The sequence below is a fragment of the Actinomyces bovis genome, from assembly GCF_900444995.1.
GTDB classification, from domain to species: domain Bacteria; phylum Actinomycetota; class Actinomycetes; order Actinomycetales; family Actinomycetaceae; genus Actinomyces; species Actinomyces bovis.
The window spans coordinates 171459-193672 of sequence record NZ_UAPQ01000010.1; the positions used below are offsets into that span (position 1 = coordinate 171459).

General features: G+C 65.1%; 19 protein-coding genes. 12 read left to right on the forward strand and 7 right to left on the reverse strand.

All coding sequences use genetic code 11. The annotated features are described in order from the left end of the window. Positions 1-3: 3 nt before the first annotated feature. Together DR039_RS10000 and DR039_RS10005 are read right to left on the reverse strand one after the other, a co-directional pair. Complete coding sequence (locus tag DR039_RS10000; protein ID WP_111837208.1) at positions 4-315, reverse strand: pore-forming ESAT-6 family protein; 312 nt, start codon at positions 313-315, stop codon at positions 4-6. Positions 316-347: 32 nt separating this feature from the next. Continuing rightward, complete coding sequence (locus DR039_RS10005) at positions 348-686, reverse strand: hypothetical protein (protein WP_111837209.1); 339 nt, start codon at positions 684-686, stop codon at positions 348-350. A 241-nt stretch (positions 687-927) separates the two neighbouring features. Here DR039_RS10005 and DR039_RS11330 point away from each other — a divergent pair, with 241 nt between their 5' ends. From DR039_RS11330 to DR039_RS10040, 7 genes are read left to right on the forward strand one after another with little or no spacing between them, the layout of a single operon-like run. Continuing rightward, positions 928-2019, forward strand: a complete 1092-nt coding sequence (locus DR039_RS11330; RefSeq protein ID WP_170166940.1) for a hypothetical protein — start codon at positions 928-930, stop codon at positions 2017-2019. A gap of 5 nt (positions 2020-2024) precedes the next feature. Beyond that, a complete protein-coding gene (locus tag DR039_RS10015) occupies positions 2025-3080 on the forward strand; it encodes a DUF6177 family protein (RefSeq protein ID WP_111837211.1) in 1056 nt (351 codons plus the stop codon). A 4-nt stretch (positions 3081-3084) separates the two neighbouring features. Then, positions 3085-3339 (forward strand): hypothetical protein, encoded by a 255-nt coding sequence (locus DR039_RS10020; RefSeq protein WP_111837212.1) that lies wholly within the window; start codon positions 3085-3087, stop codon positions 3337-3339. Continuing rightward, positions 3336-4664: an EsaB/YukD family protein gene (locus DR039_RS10025; RefSeq protein ID WP_111837213.1), complete on the forward strand. Its 1329-nt coding sequence runs from the start codon at positions 3336-3338 to the stop codon at positions 4662-4664. Before DR039_RS10020 ends, DR039_RS10025 begins: the two co-directional genes overlap by 4 nt. Then, positions 4661-5518 (forward strand): hypothetical protein, encoded by an 858-nt coding sequence (locus DR039_RS10030; protein ID WP_111837214.1) that lies wholly within the window; start codon positions 4661-4663, stop codon positions 5516-5518. Before DR039_RS10025 ends, DR039_RS10030 begins: the two co-directional genes overlap by 4 nt. Beyond that, positions 5515-9504 (forward strand): type VII secretion protein EccCa, encoded by a 3990-nt coding sequence (gene eccCa / locus DR039_RS10035; RefSeq protein ID WP_111837215.1) that lies wholly within the window; start codon positions 5515-5517, stop codon positions 9502-9504. The genes DR039_RS10030 and eccCa overlap by 4 nt, the downstream gene beginning before the upstream one ends. 48 nt (positions 9505-9552) lie before the next feature. Further along, positions 9553-10035, forward strand: coding sequence for a hypothetical protein (locus DR039_RS10040; protein ID WP_111837216.1), 483 nt, complete (start codon positions 9553-9555; stop codon positions 10033-10035). A gap of 36 nt (positions 10036-10071) precedes the next feature. Here the strand turns inward: DR039_RS10040 and DR039_RS10045 are convergent, their stop codons facing one another. Beyond that, positions 10072-11001 carry a hypothetical protein gene (locus tag DR039_RS10045; RefSeq protein ID WP_111837217.1) on the reverse strand — a complete coding sequence of 310 codons (930 nt, stop codon included), beginning with the start codon at positions 10999-11001 and terminating at the stop codon, positions 10072-10074. Continuing rightward, on the reverse strand, positions 10998-12077 hold the full coding sequence (locus DR039_RS10050) for an SPFH domain-containing protein (RefSeq protein ID WP_111837218.1): 1080 nt from the start codon (positions 12075-12077) through the stop codon (positions 10998-11000). Before DR039_RS10050 ends, DR039_RS10045 begins: the two co-directional genes overlap by 4 nt. Before the next feature lie 110 nt (positions 12078-12187). Here DR039_RS10050 and DR039_RS10055 point away from each other — a divergent pair, with 110 nt between their 5' ends. Both DR039_RS10055 and DR039_RS10060 read left to right on the forward strand, forming a co-directional pair. Beyond that, positions 12188-12910 (forward strand): NUDIX hydrolase, encoded by a 723-nt coding sequence (locus DR039_RS10055; RefSeq protein WP_111837219.1) that lies wholly within the window; start codon positions 12188-12190, stop codon positions 12908-12910. A gap of 230 nt (positions 12911-13140) precedes the next feature. Then, on the forward strand, positions 13141-13374 hold the full coding sequence (locus DR039_RS10060; protein WP_111837220.1) for a PspC domain-containing protein: 234 nt from the start codon (positions 13141-13143) through the stop codon (positions 13372-13374). Positions 13375-13543: 169 nt separating this feature from the next. Here the strand turns inward: DR039_RS10060 and DR039_RS10065 are convergent, their stop codons facing one another. Together DR039_RS10065 and DR039_RS10070 are read right to left on the reverse strand one after the other, a co-directional pair. Continuing rightward, positions 13544-14299, reverse strand: coding sequence for an anaerobic ribonucleoside-triphosphate reductase activating protein (locus tag DR039_RS10065; protein ID WP_318268935.1), 756 nt, complete (start codon positions 14297-14299; stop codon positions 13544-13546). 212 nt (positions 14300-14511) lie between these two features. Beyond that, positions 14512-16437 carry a ribonucleoside triphosphate reductase gene (locus DR039_RS10070; protein WP_407641294.1) on the reverse strand — a complete coding sequence of 642 codons (1926 nt, stop codon included), beginning with the start codon at positions 16435-16437 and terminating at the stop codon, positions 14512-14514. A gap of 579 nt (positions 16438-17016) precedes the next feature. Between DR039_RS10070 and DR039_RS10075 the strand changes: the two genes are divergently transcribed. The 3 genes from DR039_RS10075 (at position 17017) to DR039_RS10085 (ending at position 18873) form a co-directional block, all read left to right on the forward strand. Then, positions 17017-17340: a DUF3024 domain-containing protein gene (locus DR039_RS10075; protein WP_111837221.1), complete on the forward strand. Its 324-nt coding sequence runs from the start codon at positions 17017-17019 to the stop codon at positions 17338-17340. Positions 17341-17675: 335 nt separating this feature from the next. Beyond that, a complete protein-coding gene (locus DR039_RS11335; RefSeq protein WP_170166939.1) occupies positions 17676-18470 on the forward strand; it encodes an MFS transporter in 795 nt (264 codons plus the stop codon). A 10-nt stretch (positions 18471-18480) separates the two neighbouring features. Further along, positions 18481-18873: an MFS transporter gene (locus DR039_RS10085; RefSeq protein ID WP_111837223.1), complete on the forward strand. Its 393-nt coding sequence runs from the start codon at positions 18481-18483 to the stop codon at positions 18871-18873. A 41-nt stretch (positions 18874-18914) separates the two neighbouring features. Here the strand turns inward: DR039_RS10085 and DR039_RS10090 are convergent, their stop codons facing one another. Further along, positions 18915-22175 carry a DEAD/DEAH box helicase gene (locus DR039_RS10090; RefSeq protein ID WP_111837224.1) on the reverse strand — a complete coding sequence of 1087 codons (3261 nt, stop codon included), beginning with the start codon at positions 22173-22175 and terminating at the stop codon, positions 18915-18917. Positions 22176-22214: the final 39 nt, after the last annotated feature.

Here is a 22214-nt window from a genome sequence, read left to right on the forward strand (position 1 = left end):
GGCTCAGCCCATCTGGTCAACCGCGCTCTTGGCCTTCTGCAAGGCGCCGGTCGCAGATTCATCAGTTGCCTGCATAGACGAACGCAAGGTAGCGATAATGGTACGCACCTGCCCAGCCGCCTTATTCCAACGCGCCTCTTTCGCCTGATACTCGTCCGACACGCCATCGGCCTGATATTGAGCCATCGCATTCTTGACGTCGGTGTCCCGCTGCGAAATCAGCCCTTCCAGCCTAGAGGCGATGGACTCGAAGTTAGCTTGCGCCGACTCGGAGGCGCTAATGTCGTATGAACGCTGCTCAGTGTTGTTAGCCATTGTAATTTCTCCTAGTTTGCGTTTTCAAGAACTCAGGCCCGCGAAGAACCGAAGCGAGCAGAATCGAAGTCAACGGAGGACTGCGACGCCCGCGTCGCCTCCACCATGTCCTGCTCACCCTGAGTGAATGCCGTATCCATCCCGCTGATTCCGCCAAGAACAGCAGACAGAGAAGCATTCAGCTCATTCGCAACCTCGTCCGTCTGTGATTTGAAGCCATCCCACGCTGCTCGGCCGGCTCCGTTGAACTTGCCTTCCAGAGGCTCCCCGGCGATGGCCAACTGCCGCACCAGACCCCCCAGGTCATCACTTGAAGACGAGGTCTGCCGCGTCAGATTCCCCAGCGTGCTAGATCCCATATCGAACTTCATCAGGTTCCTCCTGTCACCCAGATACCAGCGCACCCAAGGCACTACCGGCTCGCTACACAGCCCAATCCAGGCTGATATCACGAGAGCATAACGGACGCCCCCCTACAACTCTGTGGGGAGGATGCCCCGTGCACTTCCCGAGCTCCTTCATGCCAGGCTCTCAGCTACCATGTCTCGGGTCGGCTACACCTGAAATGGCCGGCAACTGCAAGAGTGACCCTGGCGCCAAGGAGGCCTGACCGTGTCCGACCAACCTCGGTCCTGGCCCCAGTGCAGGAAGGCTCATCCAGCCAGCGTCCTTGCCTCAGCAGGTATCGACTTGCTTGCCTTGCTCGGCCCACTGGCCGTCGGCATGCTCAGTCCGCTCCCCGCACCAGTGCGGCTCCTACTCGTAGTTATCGCCCTAGCCGGCGCCCTCACACTGTTCCATACGCATTGCGTTTACGGGCGCGGCATAGGCGCCTACCTTCTGGGCCTACGCACCGTCGATGACGAGGCAGGCCTCCCACCCGGATCCCCCAGGGCACTGCTAGCCGTCTTACATGGGGGCAGCACATCCAGTGCCACCGTCTACAACACCCGCAAAGGCGCCGACCCCAGCCGCGGCAGCCTCGCCAGCCTCTCACCTTCGCCGACAGCAGAAGGCACCAGCCCCGCTGAAGAAAAAGAGTCCAGACGTTCTCGACGGCGCGCACACAAGGCCAGCAGCACGCCGCGGCCACGCAGGCGAGCAAAACGAAATCAGACACCCCCGGCACCCGCCCTACCCCCACAAGGACCGCCGCCCCCTCCTCCCACCGACTCCTACGCCAGCCCGTCCTACGAGGCAGCGACAAACGGATACGGCGTCATTGCCAGCACTCCGGCAGCGCCGCTAGCCGACAACGCCAATCTCCCGCTGGCGCCAGCGGCACCCGCCGTCCCACCACCGGCACCTAGCCCACCCGCACCACCCCTCATCGGCAGCCCGCAGACCACCCAATACGACCTGCCACCGCAAACACCTGCCCTAATAGTGATCTCCCCAAACGGCTGGGAAGCCCGCATCACCGCAGCGACCGTAGTGGGGCGTGGTCCCCTGCCCAACCCCGAACACGCCGCCTACGCGACTCTGGCCGTCCCAGACCTTGGCCGCAACTGCGCCGCCAACCACATAGTCCTCCGCCCCACCATGACCGGGGCAGAGGTCACAGACCTAGGCTCGCCAACCGGCACCGCATTGCTTCCACCCGGCGCACCACCAGTCTTCTGCCCGCCCGGAGGCACCCTGGCCGCAACCCCACCGTTCTCTCTAGCCCTCGGCAGCCTGACCCTGACAATCGCACAGGAGTGACAAACGTGTCCTACCCCCACCCGTTCTTTGACTACAAAGTCGACGAGCTAGCCACTGTCACCCGCCTAGACGATCCTTGCATCTATCTCAGCGAGGGCATCGCTGACCTAATTCATGCGGTACGCAACACCACCCAGAAACAGATCATCATCACCGTGCCCCAAGGGGCGCGTCTAACCCCAGCCTTTGATCGGGTCGCCTACGACACTGGCTGCACCGTGCTGGTGCGAGAACCCACCGGGTTCCGGGACGCCCGCAACGGGCGCTGGACGCCGCAGATCGAACTGGTCGTCCAAAACCCAAACGACCCCCGAATCGTCCTCTCAGAGAATCACTTCCAGCCCGCAGAGCTAGTACCACTCCTGACCGTATCCGCCTCCATATACCACCCCGCCCGAGGCGGCACCGTGATCGGCCGCGTCGCCGAACTCCTGTGCCTAGGTCTGCTGCCCGAAGACACCGTCCTAGGCTGGGGAAGATACGAACCAGCCGGAGCCCCCTGGGACCGCAAACAGCTCACCAAGGACGCCCGGGACCGGATGCCCCACGCCCTGTTCACCATCTCAGCCCACTCTGACACCGGAGCCATCGCCACCGGCACTTTAACCATCTCCCGCAGCGAGAACGGCCTAGAGGAATATCTAGAAGTCAACGTCAACCCCAAGCACTGGAGGGCAGACGAATGGCACGAGAGAACCACCAACTTCCTCAACGCCATCGGAAATGAACTCAAACCACAGTTCGCACTGGCCTACCGCACAGGTGGTTTGGCTGACGGTTCAGTCCCCACCACGGCGCGCCCAGCCCCCACGCCCGTTGCCGTGCTCATCGGCGCCCCGGGCGTCAAACAATTGGGCGTAGACGCCCAGGAAGTCGCCCAGCAGCACGGCGGAATGACCACCGGCCACGGGCGCCGTCAAGGAATCCTGGTTCCCCTAAAGGCAAGCACTGCTGGAGACTGGAGTACCTTAGGCAAGCTAGTGGAAACACTGGATGGTGGCACCGGGAAAGTCGCTCGCGTCCTCGCTGAAACCGGAGCCTCCACCCAGAAGAAGCGGTAACACGATGGCTCAAGACACAGACTCCGCAATCCTCGACGCCGCCCGCGTCCGCCGCACCCGCCTGATATCCGCCCTTGAGCGCGGCTCAGCCCCCGGACGCCCCCGCCGCACCGCACCAATGGTGCTTGCCTCCCTGGTAGTTGCCGCCCTCATCTGTGCTGGCTGCGTCGGCTACTCCTACATCAGCACCCATATGAGCTCCATCCGTGGAGGCTTCTCCCCCACAGGCACCACCGCCACGGTTAGGAGCACCCCATGATTCCCTACACCCGTGTCACCATCGCCGCACCCAACCGTCGCGCGGAGATCGTCCTGCCCTCTGACGAGGCCGTAGGTACCCAATACCCTGCCCTGCTCAGCCTCCTCGGCACCAGCACCGGAACCGACCTGCCGCCATTGAGACTGGTCCGCCCCAACGGCGTCGTCATTGACCTAGAGCAAGACCTAGCCTCACAACAGGTCCCCGACGGCGAAATCCTGCGCCTCGTAACTGACGACGAGATCCCTCCCCCCGCTGAAATCTCCGACCTGGCCGGAGCCCTTACCGAAGCCACCGACAACCACCCCTGGAGGTGGAAGGAGTCCGACCGGCTACTAGGCACCGGGGCACTGCTCCTGCTCACCGGGGCGATCCTTGCCAAAGCCCTGATAAAGCATCCCCTGGAGGGCCTCCACCCCTGGCTATGGCCACTTCCCGGACTGCTCACCATAAGTATTGGTGCACTCCTTTCCCGCAGCTCCACACAGCTGCGCCTACGCCACCTGGCACAAGGTTCGGGGCTGCTGTTACAAAGCCTGGGCACAGGTCTGCTCATACCGGTCCTCTACACGCTGTTTACCTCCACCACCCCGCCAGCAGGCAGTGCCGTTGCAGTCCTGGCGGCCCTAGGAGCAGCATCCCTGTTCAGCATCGGCGCCCGCAGAGAAGCTTGGCTGTGGGGAGCCCTAACCGCCGCAGGCTTCCTTGGCCTAGCTCCCCTGCTCCAATCCGTCACCCATAACCACGCAGTCACAGCAGGCATACTCGGGACCACCTCCCTGGTTCTGTTGGGCTGGCTGCCGTGGCTGTCCCTACTGCTATCTGGAACTTCTAGGCTCGACGACGAAGCGCTGGCAGGGCAGGTTCCAGCCCGCCGTCGCGTTGACCCAGCCATCCTGCGCTCACACGATGCCCTGGCCTCCACCACCCTGGCCTGCGCAGTCGCACTGGGGTGGGCCGCAAAACACCTCGCCCAACAGGACAACAACTGGGGTCGGGCCCTAGCTATCGTGCTGCTAGTCGCTGCCGTCCTGCGTTCCCGTGCATACCCGCTGCGCCTTGAGGTATTGGCACTTTGGGGCAGTGCGGTACCAGCCTGCCTCGCCCTGGTCCGCGTAGTCCCCGGCGCCGTACCTCAAGGACTGGCGCTACTAACCGCTGCGACTCTTCTCGCCGCAGCTAGCCTGTACCGGCCCGCCCCGCAGAGTCAGGTCCGACTCAGACGGCTTGGTAACCGCCTGGAGAGCCTGCTGGCGGTCTGCACGCTGCCGCTACTGTGTGGCCTGGCGGGCATGTTTACTCGGCTACTGAGGCTATTCACATGACCGGCGCAGCCTCCCCTGCACGGCGCCCCATCAGCCAGCGGCTCGACACCTTCCTGCTCCTGGCTACCGGCGCAGCCTCCTGGCGGGCCCAGACCGAGACGCTGGCTGCACAACTGCGCCGCCCCATTCCACTGTCCTGCCGCACCCTGGTAGCCCCCACCGCCACCGGTGCCGCTGCCCACACACTGGCCACGCACCTAGCTGCCATGCTGACCCGCAGCCGCAAGCTGCCCGGGCTGCTACTCAACGCGACGGGGCGCAGCCGCGACCAGCACCTCCAATGGCCACCCAAGCACCCGCTGACACCGCCAACTACCGCCACCGAGGCTCGCCAGCAGGTCGGCGTCGGCCCTGATGGGTTGCTCGGCGTCCTGCATCTAGACGAGTGGTCCCAGCAACCTCCCGCGGCCTGGGACCAAGCCCGCGCGCAGCTCTTCCGCTTCTACGACACCGTCACCACTTACACCAACCCACTAACCGCCGAAAGCCTCGCCCAGGCCTGCCCCCACCTGCACGCGATAGTACTGGTCACCCCTGCCAAACGGGCTGCGGTGGAACGCGGCCGGGAACTGCTACAAGAAGTCCAATTGCAAGCCGCCCAAGCACCCACCACCCCATCCACACCCAGACAGGCACAGCTACTCCACGCGATCACGGTCCACGACCCCGGACCGGTGCTCATCCCTCGTCTCAACGACAACGAGGTACTTCTCCCCTACGACCCGGTCCTGGCCCGCACCAGCAAAGGTCGCACCCGGGCTCCCGGACTCCTTAGCCGCCGCAGCAGCAACGCCGTCGCACAACTTGCCGCCGAGCTAGTCACCGCCGCCATACCCAGCGAGGCCCAGGCATGATCGAGGTAGTCCACCGCCCCGGCCGAGTCACGGCGCCAGCCGAAGCACCCGCACCCGTCGTCGTGCCCGCGCCGCCGCATCTCAACGACACCGGCTCCGGCCAGGGCTTCCCCGTCCAGATGCTCATGCCGCTTGCAGGGGCCGGCTCCTCCATGCTCATGATGACCCTGGTGCGCGCCAACCCGATTTTCGCGCTGCTCGGTGCAGTGATTATGACCGTCACAGCAGCCGGAATGCTCGCCGGACTGCTGTCCCGCCGAGCCACCACCGCCCGCAACCAGACCAAACGCCGGGAACACTATCTAGACAGCCTCCTGACCGCCGATGAATCCGCCACGGCACTAGCCGAATCCTTCAGGCGTACCCTGCTAGCCACGAGCCCGAGCCCTGGCTCGCTAGCCCGTCTAGCCACCGCCCCGGAGCGCCGTTGGGAGCGCAGGCGGGGCAATCCTGACTTCATGCGGCTGCGTATAGGTATCGCAGACCTGCCACTGCCCCTAGCCAAACTCGCCCAGGTAACCACACCTGCAGAAATCGACCCCATCCTCCTAAAGCAAGCTCAGGTGGTGGTGGACACCCACGCGGTTCTGCCACGTGCCCCCTTCTCCCTTGACCTGGACTGCGCGGGTGTGGTGTCAGTGGTTGGTCCCCTTGACGCCACCAGAGCCCTAGCCCGCACTTTGCTCCTGCAGGCCGCCGTGCTGCACGCCCCCGAGGACCTACATATCGCCCTGGCTTACAACCAGTCGCAGGCAGACCAATGGGACTGCGTCTCTCGCCTACCCCACCTAAGGGTGCACGGCGCCTTCGACGGGCCCATCGCCCTGCGCCGCACCGCACCCGACGCCAACTCACTCAGCGCCATCCTGCGCCCCGAACTAGTTGAGGCCTCCAAACTCGCCGCCCGCACACCCCGGACCGGCAGCGGACGCCCCCAAAAGCCCACCGGCACCAGAATCCTGGCTGTCTGTGAGGACAAGGGGCCGGCCAGATACCTGCGATTGCCCGACTCAGGCGTAAACGCCCAAGAGATCGGTGTAACTGAAATGCACCTGGTAACTGACCGTCTCAACGAGCCAAGTGATCCCACGATTCGCCTGACGCTCCAGGAAGACGGCACCGTCCTGATAGAAGACCTACGGCCAGCTCTCGACCCCAGCGGCAGACCCACCACCGCCCCAGCCCCCATCACCTGTGCGCCTGACCTATTAGGCGCCGCCCTAGCGGAAGGCATAAGTCGCAGCCTCGCCCCCTACAGTCTGGGACAAGCAGCCGAACGCGCCGATGAGTCGGCCAACATCACCTCCCTGCAAGACCTGCTAGGAGTGGAAGATCCCCGCCAGATCGACATCGAGCAGGCCTGGGCGCCACGCCCACCGCGAGACTTCCTGCGCGTACCTATCGGCTCAGACGACGACGGCAACCCCGTGCTGCTGGACATCAAAGAGGCTGCACAGCTGGGAATGGGGCCACACGGACTGTGTGTAGGTGCTACCGGCTCAGGCAAGTCTGAGTTGCTGCGCACCCTGGTCACCGCACTAGCCACCACCCACAGTCCTGAAGACCTGACCATGATCCTCGTGGACTACAAGGGTGGAGCAGCCTTCGCGCCTTTCGCCGAGATGCCCCACGTCGTCGGCCTCATGGACAACCTCGCTGAGGACGCCGGCCTAGTGGAACGCGCACGCGCATCGATCGCCGGAGAGGTAGTGCGGCGGCAAAAACAGCTGCGCGACGCAGGCAGCTCACCTGATATCAGCCACTACCGGCGCCTGCGGGAAAAGAACCCGCAAATGGCTCCCATGCCTCACCTATTTGTCATCATTGACGAATTCGGTGAACTGCTCACAGCCAGCCCCGACTTCGTGGACCTCCTGTTGACCATTGGACGCATTGGCCGGTCCATCGGGGTACACCTGCTCCTATCCTCCCAGCGGATCGAGGGCGGCAAGCTGCGCGGCCTAGACACCTACCTGTCTTACCGAATCTGCCTGCGCACCTTCACAGAGGCAGAGTCCTCAACCGTGATCGGCAACTCTGACGCCTTCCACCTACCGGCAGCTCCCGGATACGGCTACCTGAAGGTTGACACCACCATCTACACCCGCTTCCGCTCGGGCTTCGTCTCCTGCCCGGCGGACGAACTGGACTCCGAGGCCCAGCCTGAGGACTACGAGGTCAAGGAACCGCTGCTCCTGCCGGTGCACAACGGGCTCAGCGACGAACCCCAGGCACCTTCCGGTGAAGAAGCTGTGCCTGAGGGGCATTCGGTCAAACAGACCGTCATCGACGTCGTCGCGACGCAGCTCTCAAATGCTGCCACCCGACCCCGCCCCGTTTGGCTTGAGCCACTGCCTAAACGCCTGCCCCTGCCCGTGATGCTCGGCGGGGAGCTAGAGGGCGGGGAGACGACGCTGACCGCCCCTGCCCTGGACCGTTTCGCGAACGGGCTGAGGGTCCCAATCGGTCTGGTGGATGACCCGGCCCAGCAACGCCAAGACCAGTGGGCGCTGGACCTGACCGTCGGCGGCGGTCACGTCTCAGTGCTAGGTGCCTCCCAATCCGGCAGAACAACTTTCCTATGGACCTTGGCGGCCTCCGCCGCCCTGACCATCTCCCCAGTCCGGCTGGGTTTCTACGGGGTGGATGCCACCGGCGGCGGACTGGCGCGTTTGGCCGACCTGCCGAATGTTGGCGGCATAGCTACCAGGGGCGACCGTGAACGCATGCGCCGAGTCCTAGAAGAAGTCGTCGCCATGCTTGACCAGCGTGAATCCGTCATGGCCCGACACCGGGTTGATTCCTTGGAAATGCTCCGCCAAAAACATGCCGCGGGGGACATACCCGAGCTAGCCAGCGCCGATGTAGTGCTCATGATCGATGGACTAGGGCTACTGCGCTCAGACTTCTCCGAGCTTGATGACTTGGTGGACGAGGTGCTGCGACGCGGGGGTGGGCTGGGGGTTCACCTGGTAGCTACCCTGGCTCGCACCAATGACCTGCGCATGTCCCAGCAGCCTTTGGTCGGCACCCGCATGGAGCTGCGGCTCAATGACCCAACCGACTCCAACATTGCCCGCAAGCTGTCCCAAACGCTGCGGGCGGACACCCCCGGAAGAATGCTGCTGCCAGAGAAGCTATTCGCCCATGTGGCCCTTCCGGTGTTGGATGAGCAGACCACCTCAGTGGGGGCTGCTGTAGAAAGGCTGGCTGAGCTAACCAGTGAGACCTGGCGCGGCGCTGTTCCGGCAGCCGTACGGGTCTTGCCGGAGGTGCTTTCCCCCGAGACCCTGCCCGACGGCTCCGAACTGCCGGACACCCTGCCTCTGGGCCTATTCCAAGACACCATGTCCCACATCGACATGGACCCGGCGGTCACTGACCCCCACTTGATCGTCCTGGGTGACTCCGGATGTGGCAAGAGCACGGTTCTGCGCGGCGTAATCGAGTCACTGGTAGAGCGGCATACGCCCGAGGAATTGGTTATCGGCTTGTACGACGTACGCCGCAACACGGTCAGCGCCTGCCCCGAGGAATACCTGGGTGGGCACGCCACCTCTGCAGCCACAGCCAACGGACTGTCGAGTGCGATCGCCGCTGAACTGGCACAACGCTCCGAGGCTCTGGCCTCAGGCGAGGAGGTGTCAGGGCCGCGCATCGTGCTGGTAATCGACGACTACGAGATCCTGGCTGCTGGAGGAACCAGCATCCTGGCCCCCGTCCTGCCATATCTGCCATCTGCCAGGGACGTGCGGCTGAATGTGGTCCTTTCCCGCCCGGTGGCCGGCAGTTCCAGCGCGATGTTTGACTCCACCTTCCAGGCAATCCGGGACACCGGAGGGACTTGCCTGCTGATGGACGGGGATCGCTCCGAAGGAAACGTATTCGGCATGCGCCCGGAGCACCTTAAACCTGGGCGGGGATGGTGGATCCGCCGCGGTCGTCGCCCCCGTCTGTGTCAAATTGCCAACTTCAGCGGCAACTGACGCAAACCCTGCCTTAACCACAGCCCTAATCAAGAATGGAGAAAGCCTGTGCCGCGGATAGTCACCATAGTCTCACCTGGGGTCGTCGAGGCGGACCTATTCATCGGCGCTGCTTTAGCGAGGACCCCAAAGTTCGAGGTCACGAAGACTCCCGACGACGCGCTTTTCGGCATCGTCCCTAAAGAACTGCCCCTGCGGCCTGCCATTCAGGTCCCCCACCCGATGATTGTTCCGGACCCGCGCGAGGTGGAGCGAGTGATCGGAGTACGCCCTCCGGAAGGCTGGATGCCAACTCTTCTGACCCAGTGCTACGTACCGCACCAACCGGAATACGACATCTGGGTTGAGGTGGTGCGCGACGTCGCCGCTATGAGCGATGGTTTCGCAGTAGTGGCCGGGCAGGTTATTGAACTACCAGACCCCTGGCCCTGGTCACGAACCATAGATGGCAAATGGCAAGCCGACCCAGCGTGGCTTGATGAGCGCGTCCAGGACTACCTGCAGCGAACCGGGCAGGCAGAAGGGGCCTGAAAAACCGCCTCTGCGACTACGACCCCGGCTCTGCGCTCACTGGCACACCAGGTTCAGACGCCGGGGCGAGAGCCCCACCTCAACCTCCTGCCCCCAGGTCAGTTCACAACGGTCAGTCTCAATGCCGTCCCCAAAAACCACCAGCCGCTCGCTGGACACGGTCAGTCTGAGCCGTTCTTCCCCGGCCAGCAGCCCGTCAGTCAGCTCTGCTCCCGTGTACCTTGAAGGCCAGGCTTCCCGCACAAACCAAGCGAGCCGTTGTTCAGCGGGACGCGGCAGCTCTCGCCCACCACGATCATGGGATAGCGAGGCCGCCCAGCCGGTTGCCCCAGCCCCCGTAGCTACCAGCACCCCGGAGGAAGACTGGCGTTCCCGCCCGGCTGGCACACATAGCTCATAGCGCGCGGACTGGTGTCCGACGTCGCCAATGAATACCTCGTTGAGTGCTGTCAGCTCTTGGCCGTCGTCAGCCACAGCCCGCACCATCGCCACCGCTTCCATATGCGGCGGCTGTCCCTGCGCGAGCCCCCGCAGGACCGCCGCCCCGCCAGCCGGAGTGGTGCGCACTAGAGCTCCGGTGCCGCCACCGGCGTCGACCCCTACCACCACCTGCCCATCCAGGTACTTGGCCGCATTAGCCACCAGCCCGTCCTGGCCCACCACTAGCACCACGTCCTCACCGGTGAACAGGAAGCGGGACAGGTCACCCCGCTCCACCTCCGCCAGCGCCCACTCGGACGGCACGGAGGCCAGCACCTCATTGCGGGCGGTCTGTAGGGCGTCGTGTGCAGCCTGCACTTGCGCCAGGTCTCGCCCGCGAGTGCGCAGGAAGAACTCGGCTTGGCCGCGGGTGGAGTGACGGTCCAGCAGCTCATCCAGCTCAGTCCGCCGGGTGACGATCACGGCGCGGCGCCTTCCGGTAGGCGAGGTGGTGCCTACCTCGCCCCGGGCCTGCCTCCCGTTCATCGCGCACCGCCAGCTGCCCCCGCGGCAGTGCCGCGCGTGGCCGCCGGGCTGCCAGCGTCCGTTGTGCCATCACCAAATAGTCCCGACAAGAGCTTGGTCAGCAGGTCAGGAGTGAAGTTGAGCTGGCCAATATCGGGCAGGTGTTTGGCGGCTTCACGCAGAGCTAGGGCGCGCAGCACCTCGGCACCCAGGGCTGCATAGGCTTCGGTGCGGACGCGCTCTGCCTGCGCCTGGGCCTGGCCCACCTGCTCGATTTCCTGTGCTCGGGCAGCAGCATCCAAGCGCAGGCGCTCTGCCCGACCATTGGCGTCAACCAGTGCCGCCGCAGCCTTCTCCTCTGCCTCCCGCCGATTGTTGGCACCTTCTTGCGCCACCAGTGCCTCCCGGCGTCTGGCCAGCTCCAGTTTGGAGGACAGCTCGTTCTCGGAAATCTGCTGCTCACGTTCCACCGCTAGGGCGCGGCGCTGATAGAGCGCGCGGTCCGCCTCGGTCTGCAGCTCCTCACGCAGGGGCGTCTGCAGAGCCTTCTCAATGTCCTCCTCAGGGCGCAGGGCGAGCACTCGCACATCGCTAACCTGCACGCCTAAGTCAGCCAGTCGGGCGTGGCCAGCAAATCCCTCTACCAGGGCGGTGCGCACCCGGGGCAGGCCGTCTTCCAGGGCCTGGGCCAGGTCTAGGGAGCGCAGCACGTCAACTGCTAGGGATTGCGCAAGCTGGCCTAGGAGGTCGGCTACCTGCCGCAGACCCTGGCGTAGGGGCTGTTCACTCAGGCCGACTTGTTGGAAGGGGAAGATCGCCAGGTCCAAGCGCCGGGATGCTGCCTCCGGGTCGGCGAAGCGGTAGGTGAGCACAGCCTGAACGGTGACGTCCTGCTGATCGCGGGTGGCAACGTGGAATAGCACAGCCCGCTCGTGATCGATGGCTGGGACCTCGGAGATGGCGGTGACGGCGGGGCGGAACCAGAAGCCCAGGCCTACACCGGAATGCACTTGCTTGCCGCCGCGCAAGTGCACCACATGCTCGGTGGGGCTGCCCTGGTAGTGGGAGATGAAGGGGTAGTGGCGGATGCGTGCCATTGGCTGCTCCTTTGGGACTAGGGGTACGACCCCTCTCGGTTTGTCGTCATATTGACGATATATCCACCTCGAACTTTTCGTCAACCTGACATTTAATCTATGTTGGTCACATGCCCCCACAGGAGACCCAAGCCCCCACCACCGCCGCACGCCTGCCCATAGCCGTCGACGTCGTCGCCCTCACCGTGGCCGATGCCAACCTGCAAGTACTGCTGGTAGACCGTCTACTGGAGCCTTTTGCCGGAATGCCAGCCCTACCCGGCGGCTTCCTACTGGAGGGCGAGGAGCTGGAGGCAGCCGCGCGCCGTGAGCTCGCCGAAGAGACTGGGGTTGAACCCACCGGACACCTAGAGCAACTGCGCAGCTACGGGCCACTGCGGCGCGACCCGCGCGGCCCCGTACTATCCGTCGCCTACGTGCTCTTCTCCCCGGTGTTGAAACTGCCGCGCGCCGGAGGCGACGCCGCCGCCGTCCACTGGGAACCGGTCGCCAACTTCCTCACGGATCACCGCCCGCTGGCCTTTGACCACCAGCAGATTTTGGCCGACGGCGTGGAGCGAGCGCGATCCAAAATCGAATACTCCCCCGCCGCCACCGCCTTCTGCGGGGAGGAATTCACGGTGGCGGAGCTGCGCGGAATCTATGAGGCGGTGTGGGGCACGCGCCTGGACCCGCGCAACTTCCACCGCAAAGCCACCAGCACTCCGGGCCTGCTGGAGCCGACAGGCGGCAACACCAGCCCGCGCACAGGCCGTCCGGCGGCACTATTCCGCCGCCCCGCCACCACCCAGGCGGGCGACACCGTCCTACACCCCGCCCTACTGCGCCCCTAACCACAAGCTCAGCGCAGCGCTTCAGGCACCCAAATAGGGTCCGCAAGACCAGCCAGGATCGTCAGCGGTATCGCGTAGCGGCAGCATGACCTCGCTGCGCCAGGGCGACGTCATGGCAGTAGCGCTGCGCCACCGGGGTAGCTGCCCGCCAAACCCCTCAGGGCACGCTCAGGGCTCCTTCAGGGTGACCACGGATATCGGCGCTCGCCACGCCGTCGCACCCTAGATACATGACACAGCAATACCCCACCGGTTCCTACTCACAGCGCACCGAATCCTTCCGTTCCGGCTTGCCACCGCGCTCCCGCCAGCGTCTGATCGCCGGTGTCTGCGGTGGCATTGCCGAGGCCAATAACTGGAGCCCCACCCTGGTGCGCCTGGCCACCGTCGGCTTCGCCCTCCTGCCCGGCCCCATGTGGGTGGCCTACGTCCTTGCCTGGATCCTCATGCCTGACGCCGACTGACCAGCCCGCCGCTGACCTGCAGCTACCCAGGTGTTGGGACGGCACCGAGGAGGTCCGGGCAGAGCAGCTGGGGCGGTGGCGGAGTGACGGTGGCAGAACAGCGGCATCCCGGCGGCGGGGCACCGGCAAGACCCACCGGCGCCACCCACCGCTAGCTTGGGCCTCCATCTCAGGCAGGCCGGAACTCGAAGCGCTCGAAACCCAGCGCCTCTATTTGCGCCGCCATGCGTTCACACTGCGCATCCCAACCCGGGGCGACCGCCGTGAAGCCTGACCGCGCACCCTGCGAGCGCGCCTGCTGCAAGGCAAAGGCACCTACTCCCAGCTCGCGGCAACGCCGAGCCACCTCTACGGCGTCTGCGGCGGTGACGTCGTCGGGCACCACCGTGGTGCGCACCTCGAAATCCGGGCCGCCCACGCCCTGGGAAGCCAGCAGTACCTCCAGTGAATCCCAGGCTTTTTGGCCGCTGTTGGGCCGCCCCACCACCGCCGGATAGTGCTCCGGCAAGGCCTTGATATCCAGCCCCACCCAGCTCAGCAACCCAGAGGCAGCCAGGTCCGCCAGGCGGCGCGGATAGCAGCCCGCAGAATGCAAGCCCACCCGGAATCCCGCCTCCACCACCTCACGGGCAGCATCAGCCAAGCAGTCCTGACGCAGGGCCTCCCCACCGGTGAACACGACGCCGTCGAGCAGGCCGTGGCGTCGACCCAGCAGTTCACGCACCGCCGCCCAGGGGACCGTGCCGGGCAGCCGGGTGGGGATAAGCGCGTGGTTGTGGCAGTAGAAGCAGTTCCAGGGGCAGCCTTGGGTAAAGATCGTGGCCACCAGGTTTCCGGGCCAGTCCACCGTGCTCATCGGCACCAGCCCCGCGATCACCAGGGCATCAGCCGGACGGAGCGGTGGGGAGTCAGCCTGGCGCTCCAGCGACCCACCGGCCTCCGCTACCCCGCCTACCTCCGACTGCCCGCCCAACTTCAGCTCGTCGACCACCCCAGTTTGCGAGCCCAGCACAGCCAAACCGTCTGCCTCCGCCTTAAGGCCCGCCGCAACCTCAGGGCCTGCCTCAGCCTGAGGCTCCACCCCAGACTGTGCTCCCACCTCAGGCTGCTGACCGGCCACGGCGTCGCCGCCCCAATTCAGGCGCTGAGCGCCGTCAAGCGGGAGGCCACATCCCCATGACCGGCGGCCGCCCCCTCCGTGAACATGGTGCGCTCCGCATACTCGCCCTTCTTGCCGATGTTGAAGGACTGCACCGGCCGGAAATAGCCCATGACACGGGTCCACACCTCGCACTCCACCGGGGCCGCGTCGGGGTGCAAGGTGGCGCACTTCTCGCAGGTGGCGTGCTCGCCGGGCAGGTAGCCGTGAGTGGGGCAGATGGAGAAGGTCGGAGTGATGGTGATGTACGGGGTGCGGAAAGCCGTGAGCGAGCGACGCACCAACTCCTTGCAAGCCTGCACGGAGGAAACATGCTCATTCATGTACAGGTGCAGCACGGTGCCACCCGTGTACTTGGTCTGCAATTCCTCCTGCATCTCCTGGGCCAGGAAGGGGTCATCCGTATAACCCACCGGCAGCTGGGAAGAGTTGGTGTAGTAGGGGTTATCCGCCGTTCCCGCCTGGAGGATGCCGGGGAAACGCTTGCGGTCCTCCTTGGCAAAACGGTAAGTGGTGCCCTCCGCAGGGGTGGCCTCCAAGTTGTAAAGGTGGCCAGTAGCCTCCTGGAACTCCACCATCTTGTCGCGCACGTGATCCAGCAGGCGCACGCACATGGCGTGACCCCGCGGGTCGGTGAGGTCATAGGCATCGGCGGTGAAGTTGCGGACCATCTCATTCATGCCATTGACGCCGATGGTGGAGAAATGGTTGTCCAGGGTGCCCAGCCAGCGCTTGGTGAAGGGGAAGAGCCCGGTGTCAATGTGGTGCTGAATGACCACGCGCTTGAGCTCCAGGGTGTCGCGGGCTAGGCCCAGCAGGCGATCCAGGGCAGCGGTGAGGGCGGCCTCATCTCCGGCGTGCAGATGCCCCAGGCGCGCCATATTCACGGTCACGACGCCGACGCTCCCGGTTTGCTCAGCGGAGCCGAAGAGCCCGTTGCCACGCTTGAGCAGTTCGCGCAGGTCCAGCTGTAGGCGGCAGCACATGGAGCGGATCATGCCGGGGTCTAGCTCGGAGTTAATGAAGTTCTGGAAGTAGGGCAGGCCGTACTTGGCGGTCATCTTGAACAGGAGATCGGCGTTGGGGGAGTCCCAGTCGAAGTCCTTTGTGATGTTGTAGGTGGGGATCGGGAAGGTGAAGACGCGACCTTCGGCGTCACCGGTGGTCATGACCTCCATGAAGGCCCGGTTGATCATGCCCATCTCCTCGGTGAGGTCACCGTAGGTGAAGTCACATAGCTCGTCGCCGACCAGGGGGTGCTCGTCAGCCAGGTCCGCGGGGCAGGTCCAGTCGAAGGTCAGGTTGGTGAAGGGAGTCTGAGTGCCCCAACGGGAGGGGACGTTGAGGTTGAAGATGAGCTCTTGCAGCCCTTGGAGGACCTGCTCGTAGGTCATCTTGTCCAGGCGGACGAAAGGCGCCATGTAGGTGTCAAAGGAACTAAAGGCCTGAGCGCCAGCCCACTCGTTCTGCAAGGTGCCCAGGAAGTTGACGATCTGCCCCACGGCGGAGGAGAAGTGGCGCGGAGGGTTGCAGGCGATCTTGCCGGGCACGCCATTGAAGCCCTGCTGCAGGAGAGACTTAAGGGACCAACCGGCGCAGTAGCCAGCAAACATATCCAGGTCGTGGATATGGATGTCGCCGTTGCGGTGGGCGTCCCCGGCCTCCTGGGAGTAGACCTGGCTGAGCCAGTAGTTGGCCACCACCTTGCCGCTGGTGTTCAGCATCATGCCGCCCAGGGAGTAGCCCTGGTTGGCGTTGGCGTTGACACGCCAGTCCGAGCGGTCCAGGTACTCGGTGATGGTGGCTACTGCGTCGACCGTGGGGCGTGAGCCGTGGGCTACGGCAGAGTCGGCGGAGCCGGCGGCGATGAGGCTGGGGTCGGCATTGGTGGCGTTGGCGGTCACTGATCTCTCCATCACTGAGCGGGCATAGCTAGAGCGGGATGTGCGCAGGTCCATCTGGCGGACGGCGCAGTGCGTGCCGGGCGCCTGGTGGGCGGTTGGGGCCGTCGCGCATCCTCCGGGAGCGACCCGGGGCGGCGGCACCGGTGCTGACCATACCGGCGAATGACAGCAATGCAACACATCATCCGGTGGTCATATTTCGATTGGACCACAATATGTTGTGGTTGGCAAGGTGTTGGCGCAGAACCAGGCAGAGGTTTTGGGCGGGATCTCGCGGCACCCCGGACTGACGTCCTAGGGGTGAGCGGCGGCACGAATTAGGGGTGTTTGGGGTGTGCGCTCGGCGTGTCGCGCCACCGGCGGCAGCCCGCAGCACAAGAAGTGTCCCGAAATGCAGCACTTTGAGCCGGCGCCGCTAGCTGCACCAAAACAGAGTGGCGTGATTGCAACGATCTACCAAGGCACCTAAACGCTCCACTCCTCAAAGTGCTGCATTTTGTGCCAACCTGGGCGCGCACCGGGTAGTGCTGCCCAGTTCTTAGGCTCCCATCGGGCGGCAGCCATCCCTACGCTCGCAGCATGGCCCTCCCTGAAGCTGCCCTTGAGACCATCCGCCACTGGTGCCGGACCTCGCGGCCGGAGCAGTTGCGCGACTGCCTATGCCTGGAGTTGAAGACCACCAATATCCACGCCACGATCTTTAAAGTCTCGCCTGGCCCGGCCGGGGAGCCCGTCCGCAGGCCAGTGGCACGCCTGCGGTACGTGAAGTACGCGCGCATGTGGACCCTCTACTGGCCAGACCAACGCGGCAGGTTCCACGAACACCGGCACGCCCCCACCCCAGACGTGCGCACCCTGTTGGACTACCTGGCCTCCTGCGCGGACCCGATCTTCTGCGGCTAACAACACCGAGGCTTACTGAGGCCAGCCAGCTACCGCCAAGGCTCAGGTATCCTGCCTTCGTACATGAACCTTCTGACGCGTCAGCTGCCAGCCAGTCCCCACCTGCCGGGCACCCCGGCACTCCCAGCGCGGGCACTTCCGGCGCAGACGCTCCCGGATCGACCAGCGCGGGCGCAGCCATCGCAAGCACCGCCGATGCGGTCAACACTTCCGCAGCAACCCCCGCTTCCACAGTCGCCACTGCGCAATATGACGCCAACACGCCCCGAGAAGTCACCCCCACAACCCCTGACACCCCAGCCCCACAACGCTGGAAACAGAACACTATCTGGTTCTTGACCGGGCAATTATTGTCGCTGTTTGGCTCCTCCGTGGTGCAGTTCGCCATCATGTGGCACCTGACCTTGGAGACTAAGTCCGCCCAGGTCGTCACCCTGTACGCCCTGTTCGCCTTCCTCCCGCAGGCGGTGATTAGTCTCTTCGGCGGCACTCTGGCCGACCGGATCAACCGCAAGCTGCTCATAGTCGTGCCCGACGCACTCATCGCCCTGTCCACGCTGATGCTGGCACTGGTGATGGCCCGCGGGAACTACAACCTGTGGATCATCTTCGTGGTGGTATTCATCCGCTCGGTGGGCGCCGGATTCCAGCAGGCAGCGGTTTCCGCACTGATCCCCAGCCTGGTGCCTGAGGAGCATCTCCTGCGGGTCAACGGCATCAACACCACCTGCCAGAGCCTGATCGGTATCGCTTCTCCGGTGGCTGGCGGCATCATCTACGGCCTGGGCGGGGTACAGCCCACCTTGTTTGTCGACGTCGTCACCGCCGCCGTCGGGATCGGCATCCTGTTGCTATTGCCGGTGCAGGCGACGCCGCCGCACCGGGAGCAGTCTGCTTTCCTCTCCGAACTGGTTGCCGGGCTGCGCTACACCGCCAGCCACCGCTTCTTCCTGTGGCTGATCGGGCTGCAGGCCACGGTGATTCTGCTTATCGTCGGCCCGAACTTTCTGGTGCCGCTGTTGGTGACGCAGAAGTTTGGCGAGGGCGTGTGGGCACTGACCTGGATCGAAATCAGTTTCCAAGTGGGGGTGATCTGCGGTGGGGCGGCCGTATCCACCCTTCCTGGCTAAGCGGGCGGGCATGCGAATGCTGTTGGTCTCCTCGACCTCATTCGGGGTGTTTGCGCTGGGGATCACGGTCTCACCCAATGTGTGGGCTATTTTCCTGATGAACTTCCTGTGCGGGGTGTTCGTGCCGCTGTTCGTCACTCCCGCCATGACCGAGGTGCAGAAGCGCGTGAACGAGGAGTACATGGGGCGGCTCATGTCCCAGTTCACGCTGTCCTTTACGCTGGGAATGCCCTTGGGGGTGGCGGTCTTTGGGCCCTTGTCCACGCTGGTGGGCGTGGGCGGGGTGATTGCGGTGACCGGCGCCGCCGCCATTGGCTTATCCCTGTGGGCCTTCCTGGTCTCCCCCACCGGCCGGGCCGAACTACAGCGGGAACGCCAGGAGACTGGCGAGGCGCTGGGCTAGCTGAGCCGGCGTTCTCGAAACTCCTGGGTAGACCCACCCCGCTAGCCCAGCGCCGCAGCCAGCTCTTTGAAGTACCGGTACTTGGACCAGCTTTCCCGGTCACCGATCACATACAGCCGCCGCTTGGCTCGGCTGGCGGCCACATTCACCAGATTCACGCTGGCCGATGCCCAAGCCTTGGCCCCCGGCGCCGCCGGGTCTCCGCCAAGCACCAGGAACACCACATCCGCTTCGCGCCCCTGCGCCGTGTGGATAGTGCCCGCCCGCAGCCCCGGATGGGTGCGCCCCAAAGCTGCCAAAGCCTGGGCCACCGACCGGAACGGAGACACAGCTATCACCTGCGAAAAAGCCACACCCTGCCGACCCAAACCCTGCAAGCACCGGCGCAAAACCTCAATCTCATTGGCCTGCAAATGCTTCCCTGGCTGCGTGGCAGGCACATGAATCCAACGGCTGGTGGGCACCACCGGCCCCTGCGGCGAGTCAAACTGGTCCCCCGGCCCCACTCCCGCGAGCGCCCGCTGCACCCCGCTGACCATCATGCCGCCGTAGGCGAGCTCATTGCACAGCCCAAACATGGGCTCATCGCAGCGCCGGTGCACCGTCAGCGGCGCACTCACCCACATATCTTCTTCCCCCTGCGCCAGCAGCGTCCCGTACCGGGAGCTGCGATCCGCCAGGGTCTGCACCGAGGCGAGCGGCGGAATCCACTCCGCCCCCACCCTCCCCGCCGTCGCCAGGTCACGCTGCGCCTTGCGGGGCATGGTCACCACGGGCTGCAACTGCAGCGGGTCCCCCACTGCCAGCACCCGCCGCGAGCGCCAGATCGCCCCCACCGCATATTGCGGGGCTGCCTGCCCCGCCTCATCGATTAGCAGCCACCCCAGAGCCTGCGGCCCGAGCCCTGCAAACATGCGCCCGAAGGAGGCAAAGGTGGTGGACACCAGCGGCACCGTCAGGAAGAAAACTTGCCAGGCGGCCAGCAGCTTCTCGGATTCCAGGTCATGGGGGCGCTGCCCAGCCACCACTTCAATGGCGGCACGCAAGCTGGGCAGCATCTGGCTGGCGGCATTAGCCAGGAAGTCCTGGTGCAATCGGAGGGCCGCTAGGAACAGCTCGGAGCGGGCGGTGTCGAGCTGTTCGTCGAGCCAGGGGGCGTGCAGCTCCCGCAGTTCTCCGCTCCAATTCTGGTCAGGGTAGCCGGGCTGGAACGCTTCCCGGTCTTGTGCCACCTGCCCCAGCAGCTCAGTGACCTCCTGAGTGTTGGCCGCCAGCGCCGCTCGCGCGGCCTCCTCCCGGCTGCGTCGCTGCTCCACGGCCTGCGCGAGTTCGCGGCCTCGCGCCGTGGCCTCTGTCCATTGGCGTTCGGTGGCGGCGAGGGTTTCTTCGGCGGGCTCAAAATCTGTCCGCCAGCGCCGTGCCGCCCGCCCAAAGGTGAACAGAGTTTCTAGGGCTCCGGGTTTTACTTCTAGGAGGCGACGGCGTACTTCAAGCGCGTCCTCCCGTGCCGCCTGCGCGGCCTTCAGCTGGGGCTCGTACCCGGTTTTGCTAGCGAGGGCGTCGCGGAGCGCCTGTTCGGCGCGTTCAACGGTCTCGGCGAACCGGTCTTGTTCACCCAGCACATGCTTTAGCCGCCCCAGCCGGGTTTGTGCCTCCTGCCGCTGCTGTTTTAGTGCCTCGACACGCTGCTCAGCCTGCCGGAAGGCGGTGCGCGCCTCCGCCCAGTTGCGAGGCGGCACCTCACCGGAGGCCCACTGCTTCAGGAGGCTCTGCATATGCGGCACAGGCTCGCCGCTGTGTGGGTCCTTGGAGTCAAACCAGAAGGCGGAGTAGAAGGCGCCGCGGTTGCGTTTGCTGCCAAGGCAGGCGGCCACCAGGCCCCAGGCTTGGGTCGGTAGGGACGTGGGCGCTGCCGGGATTGCGGGCGACGCCGCAGTGTGGGCTGGCGCCCTGGTGTCTGGTGCTCCCGCTTTTGCCGCGCCACGCACTGCCTTGGCTGGCAGGGTGGCAGAGGCAAGTCGGGCAAAGTAGTCGGCGTCCTGCCGCCACCGCTTCCCCAGGGCCTGCCGGTCGGGCAGTTCCACGCTGATGTTCTCAGCGGCGCCGTTGTTTGCGGCGGCCACCACCATCTCGAATCCGGTCAACTCTGGGCGCAGCTGGTGCACCTCTCGGTCGAAGCTGTCCGCATTGGTCCACCGCAGGAGTTTGCCGGTGAAGGCCTCCCGGGGATGGTTCAGGGCGGCTAGGCGGCGGGCGCGCTCCACCACATTTCCAGCCAGCACATCCCGCAGCATGGTGGTCTTGCCGGTGCCGGGTGGCCCGTTGACCCCCATAAGCCCCTCGGTGCTGGCTAGGTCATTGAGCGCCTGGTTGACGGCGAACTGCTGGCGCAGGGCTAGCCCGTGGGCCGGGTCGGCGGGCCAACGCCCCGGAGGTAGGCGGTCCAGGCTGACCCCGGCGTCGACGGCGGCGTTGTCCACCATCACATCAATGCGCTCGCTTGGCGCGGTGTCCTCCCGCAGGTAGGTGTCCAGGGCGGGTGGGCAGGCGCCCGCGGCCACGGACTGTTGTACGCGGGCCAGGTCATCCAGGAAGAAGCTGTTGAGGAAGTCCGCCCCTGCAGCGACGTCGTCGTCGGCCTTCTCGGGCACGGCGGTGGAGGAGATAACCATGCGGCCGGTGTCCAAGCCGGGCATGCCGGTGACGCCAGCGGCTCTGCGGGCAAGATCTAGCAGGGCTGTCAGTGACTTGGAGTCCTGTGGCAGGGGGGCGCTGGCATGTACCTGCTCGCGCCGCAGCCCCTCCCAGGCATCCACGTCCTGCTTGAAGTGTTCGCAGGCCCAGTTGAATTGGGAGGCCCAGTGCAGGTTTGGTACTTCGGAGTCGAAGCTGACCTTGGCCACGGCCCACAGGGCGGAGGACAGGAGTGCAGAGTTGGCAGTCAGGGCGCCGTGCTCATCTAGCACGACGACGGCGCAGGCGCTTACTCCACCGTTGCGCTCATCGTAGGCGTCGTGGTCATCCGCGAAGACACGGTGGAGGTACTGGTAGGTGGCCTCCAGTTCGTAGACGCCTAGGTAGATGGTGTGCCGCCAACGACGACGCCCCTGGCCCCGGGGCTGTGGCACCTGCAGGTAGTTCCATGGGAGGGACTGGCTTGGTTGCCACTCGATCACTTGGTGGTCTTCTGGGCGGTCAGCGCGACGGGTCAGCGCGGGTAGCCGCTGGGGGCTGAAGAGTTCCAGCATCCACCAGTAGCGCAGGACCTGCAGCTGATGAGCTGGATTTGAACTCAGGGTCATATACCGATTCTGCCGTGACCAGCCGGGCAGCGCCTAGGA

What these genes read in the sequence shown, in the direction of transcription:
- DR039_RS10000 (WP_111837208.1), bottom strand. Translation starts at nt 315, where the DNA reads ATGGCTAACAACACTGAGCAGCGTTCATACGACATTAGCGCCTCCGAG.
- DR039_RS10005 (WP_111837209.1), bottom strand. Translation starts at nt 686, where the DNA reads ATGAAGTTCGATATGGGATCTAGCACGCTGGGGAATCTGACGCGGCAG.
- DR039_RS10020 (WP_111837212.1), top strand. Translation starts at nt 3,085, where the DNA reads ATGGCTCAAGACACAGACTCCGCAATCCTCGACGCCGCCCGCGTCCGC.
- DR039_RS10025 (WP_111837213.1), top strand. Translation starts at nt 3,336, where the DNA reads ATGATTCCCTACACCCGTGTCACCATCGCCGCACCCAACCGTCGCGCG.
- DR039_RS10030 (WP_111837214.1), top strand. Translation starts at nt 4,661, where the DNA reads ATGACCGGCGCAGCCTCCCCTGCACGGCGCCCCATCAGCCAGCGGCTC.
- eccCa (WP_111837215.1), top strand. Translation starts at nt 5,515, where the DNA reads ATGATCGAGGTAGTCCACCGCCCCGGCCGAGTCACGGCGCCAGCCGAA.
- DR039_RS10045 (WP_111837217.1), bottom strand. Translation starts at nt 11,001, where the DNA reads ATGAACGGGAGGCAGGCCCGGGGCGAGGTAGGCACCACCTCGCCTACC.
- DR039_RS10050 (WP_111837218.1), bottom strand. Translation starts at nt 12,077, where the DNA reads ATGGCACGCATCCGCCACTACCCCTTCATCTCCCACTACCAGGGCAGC.
- DR039_RS10055 (WP_111837219.1), top strand. Translation starts at nt 12,188, where the DNA reads ATGCCCCCACAGGAGACCCAAGCCCCCACCACCGCCGCACGCCTGCCC.
- DR039_RS10060 (WP_111837220.1), top strand. Translation starts at nt 13,141, where the DNA reads ATGACACAGCAATACCCCACCGGTTCCTACTCACAGCGCACCGAATCC.
- DR039_RS10075 (WP_111837221.1), top strand. Translation starts at nt 17,017, where the DNA reads ATGGCCCTCCCTGAAGCTGCCCTTGAGACCATCCGCCACTGGTGCCGG.
- DR039_RS10085 (WP_111837223.1), top strand. Translation starts at nt 18,481, where the DNA reads ATGCGAATGCTGTTGGTCTCCTCGACCTCATTCGGGGTGTTTGCGCTG.
- DR039_RS10090 (WP_111837224.1), bottom strand. Translation starts at nt 22,175, where the DNA reads ATGACCCTGAGTTCAAATCCAGCTCATCAGCTGCAGGTCCTGCGCTAC.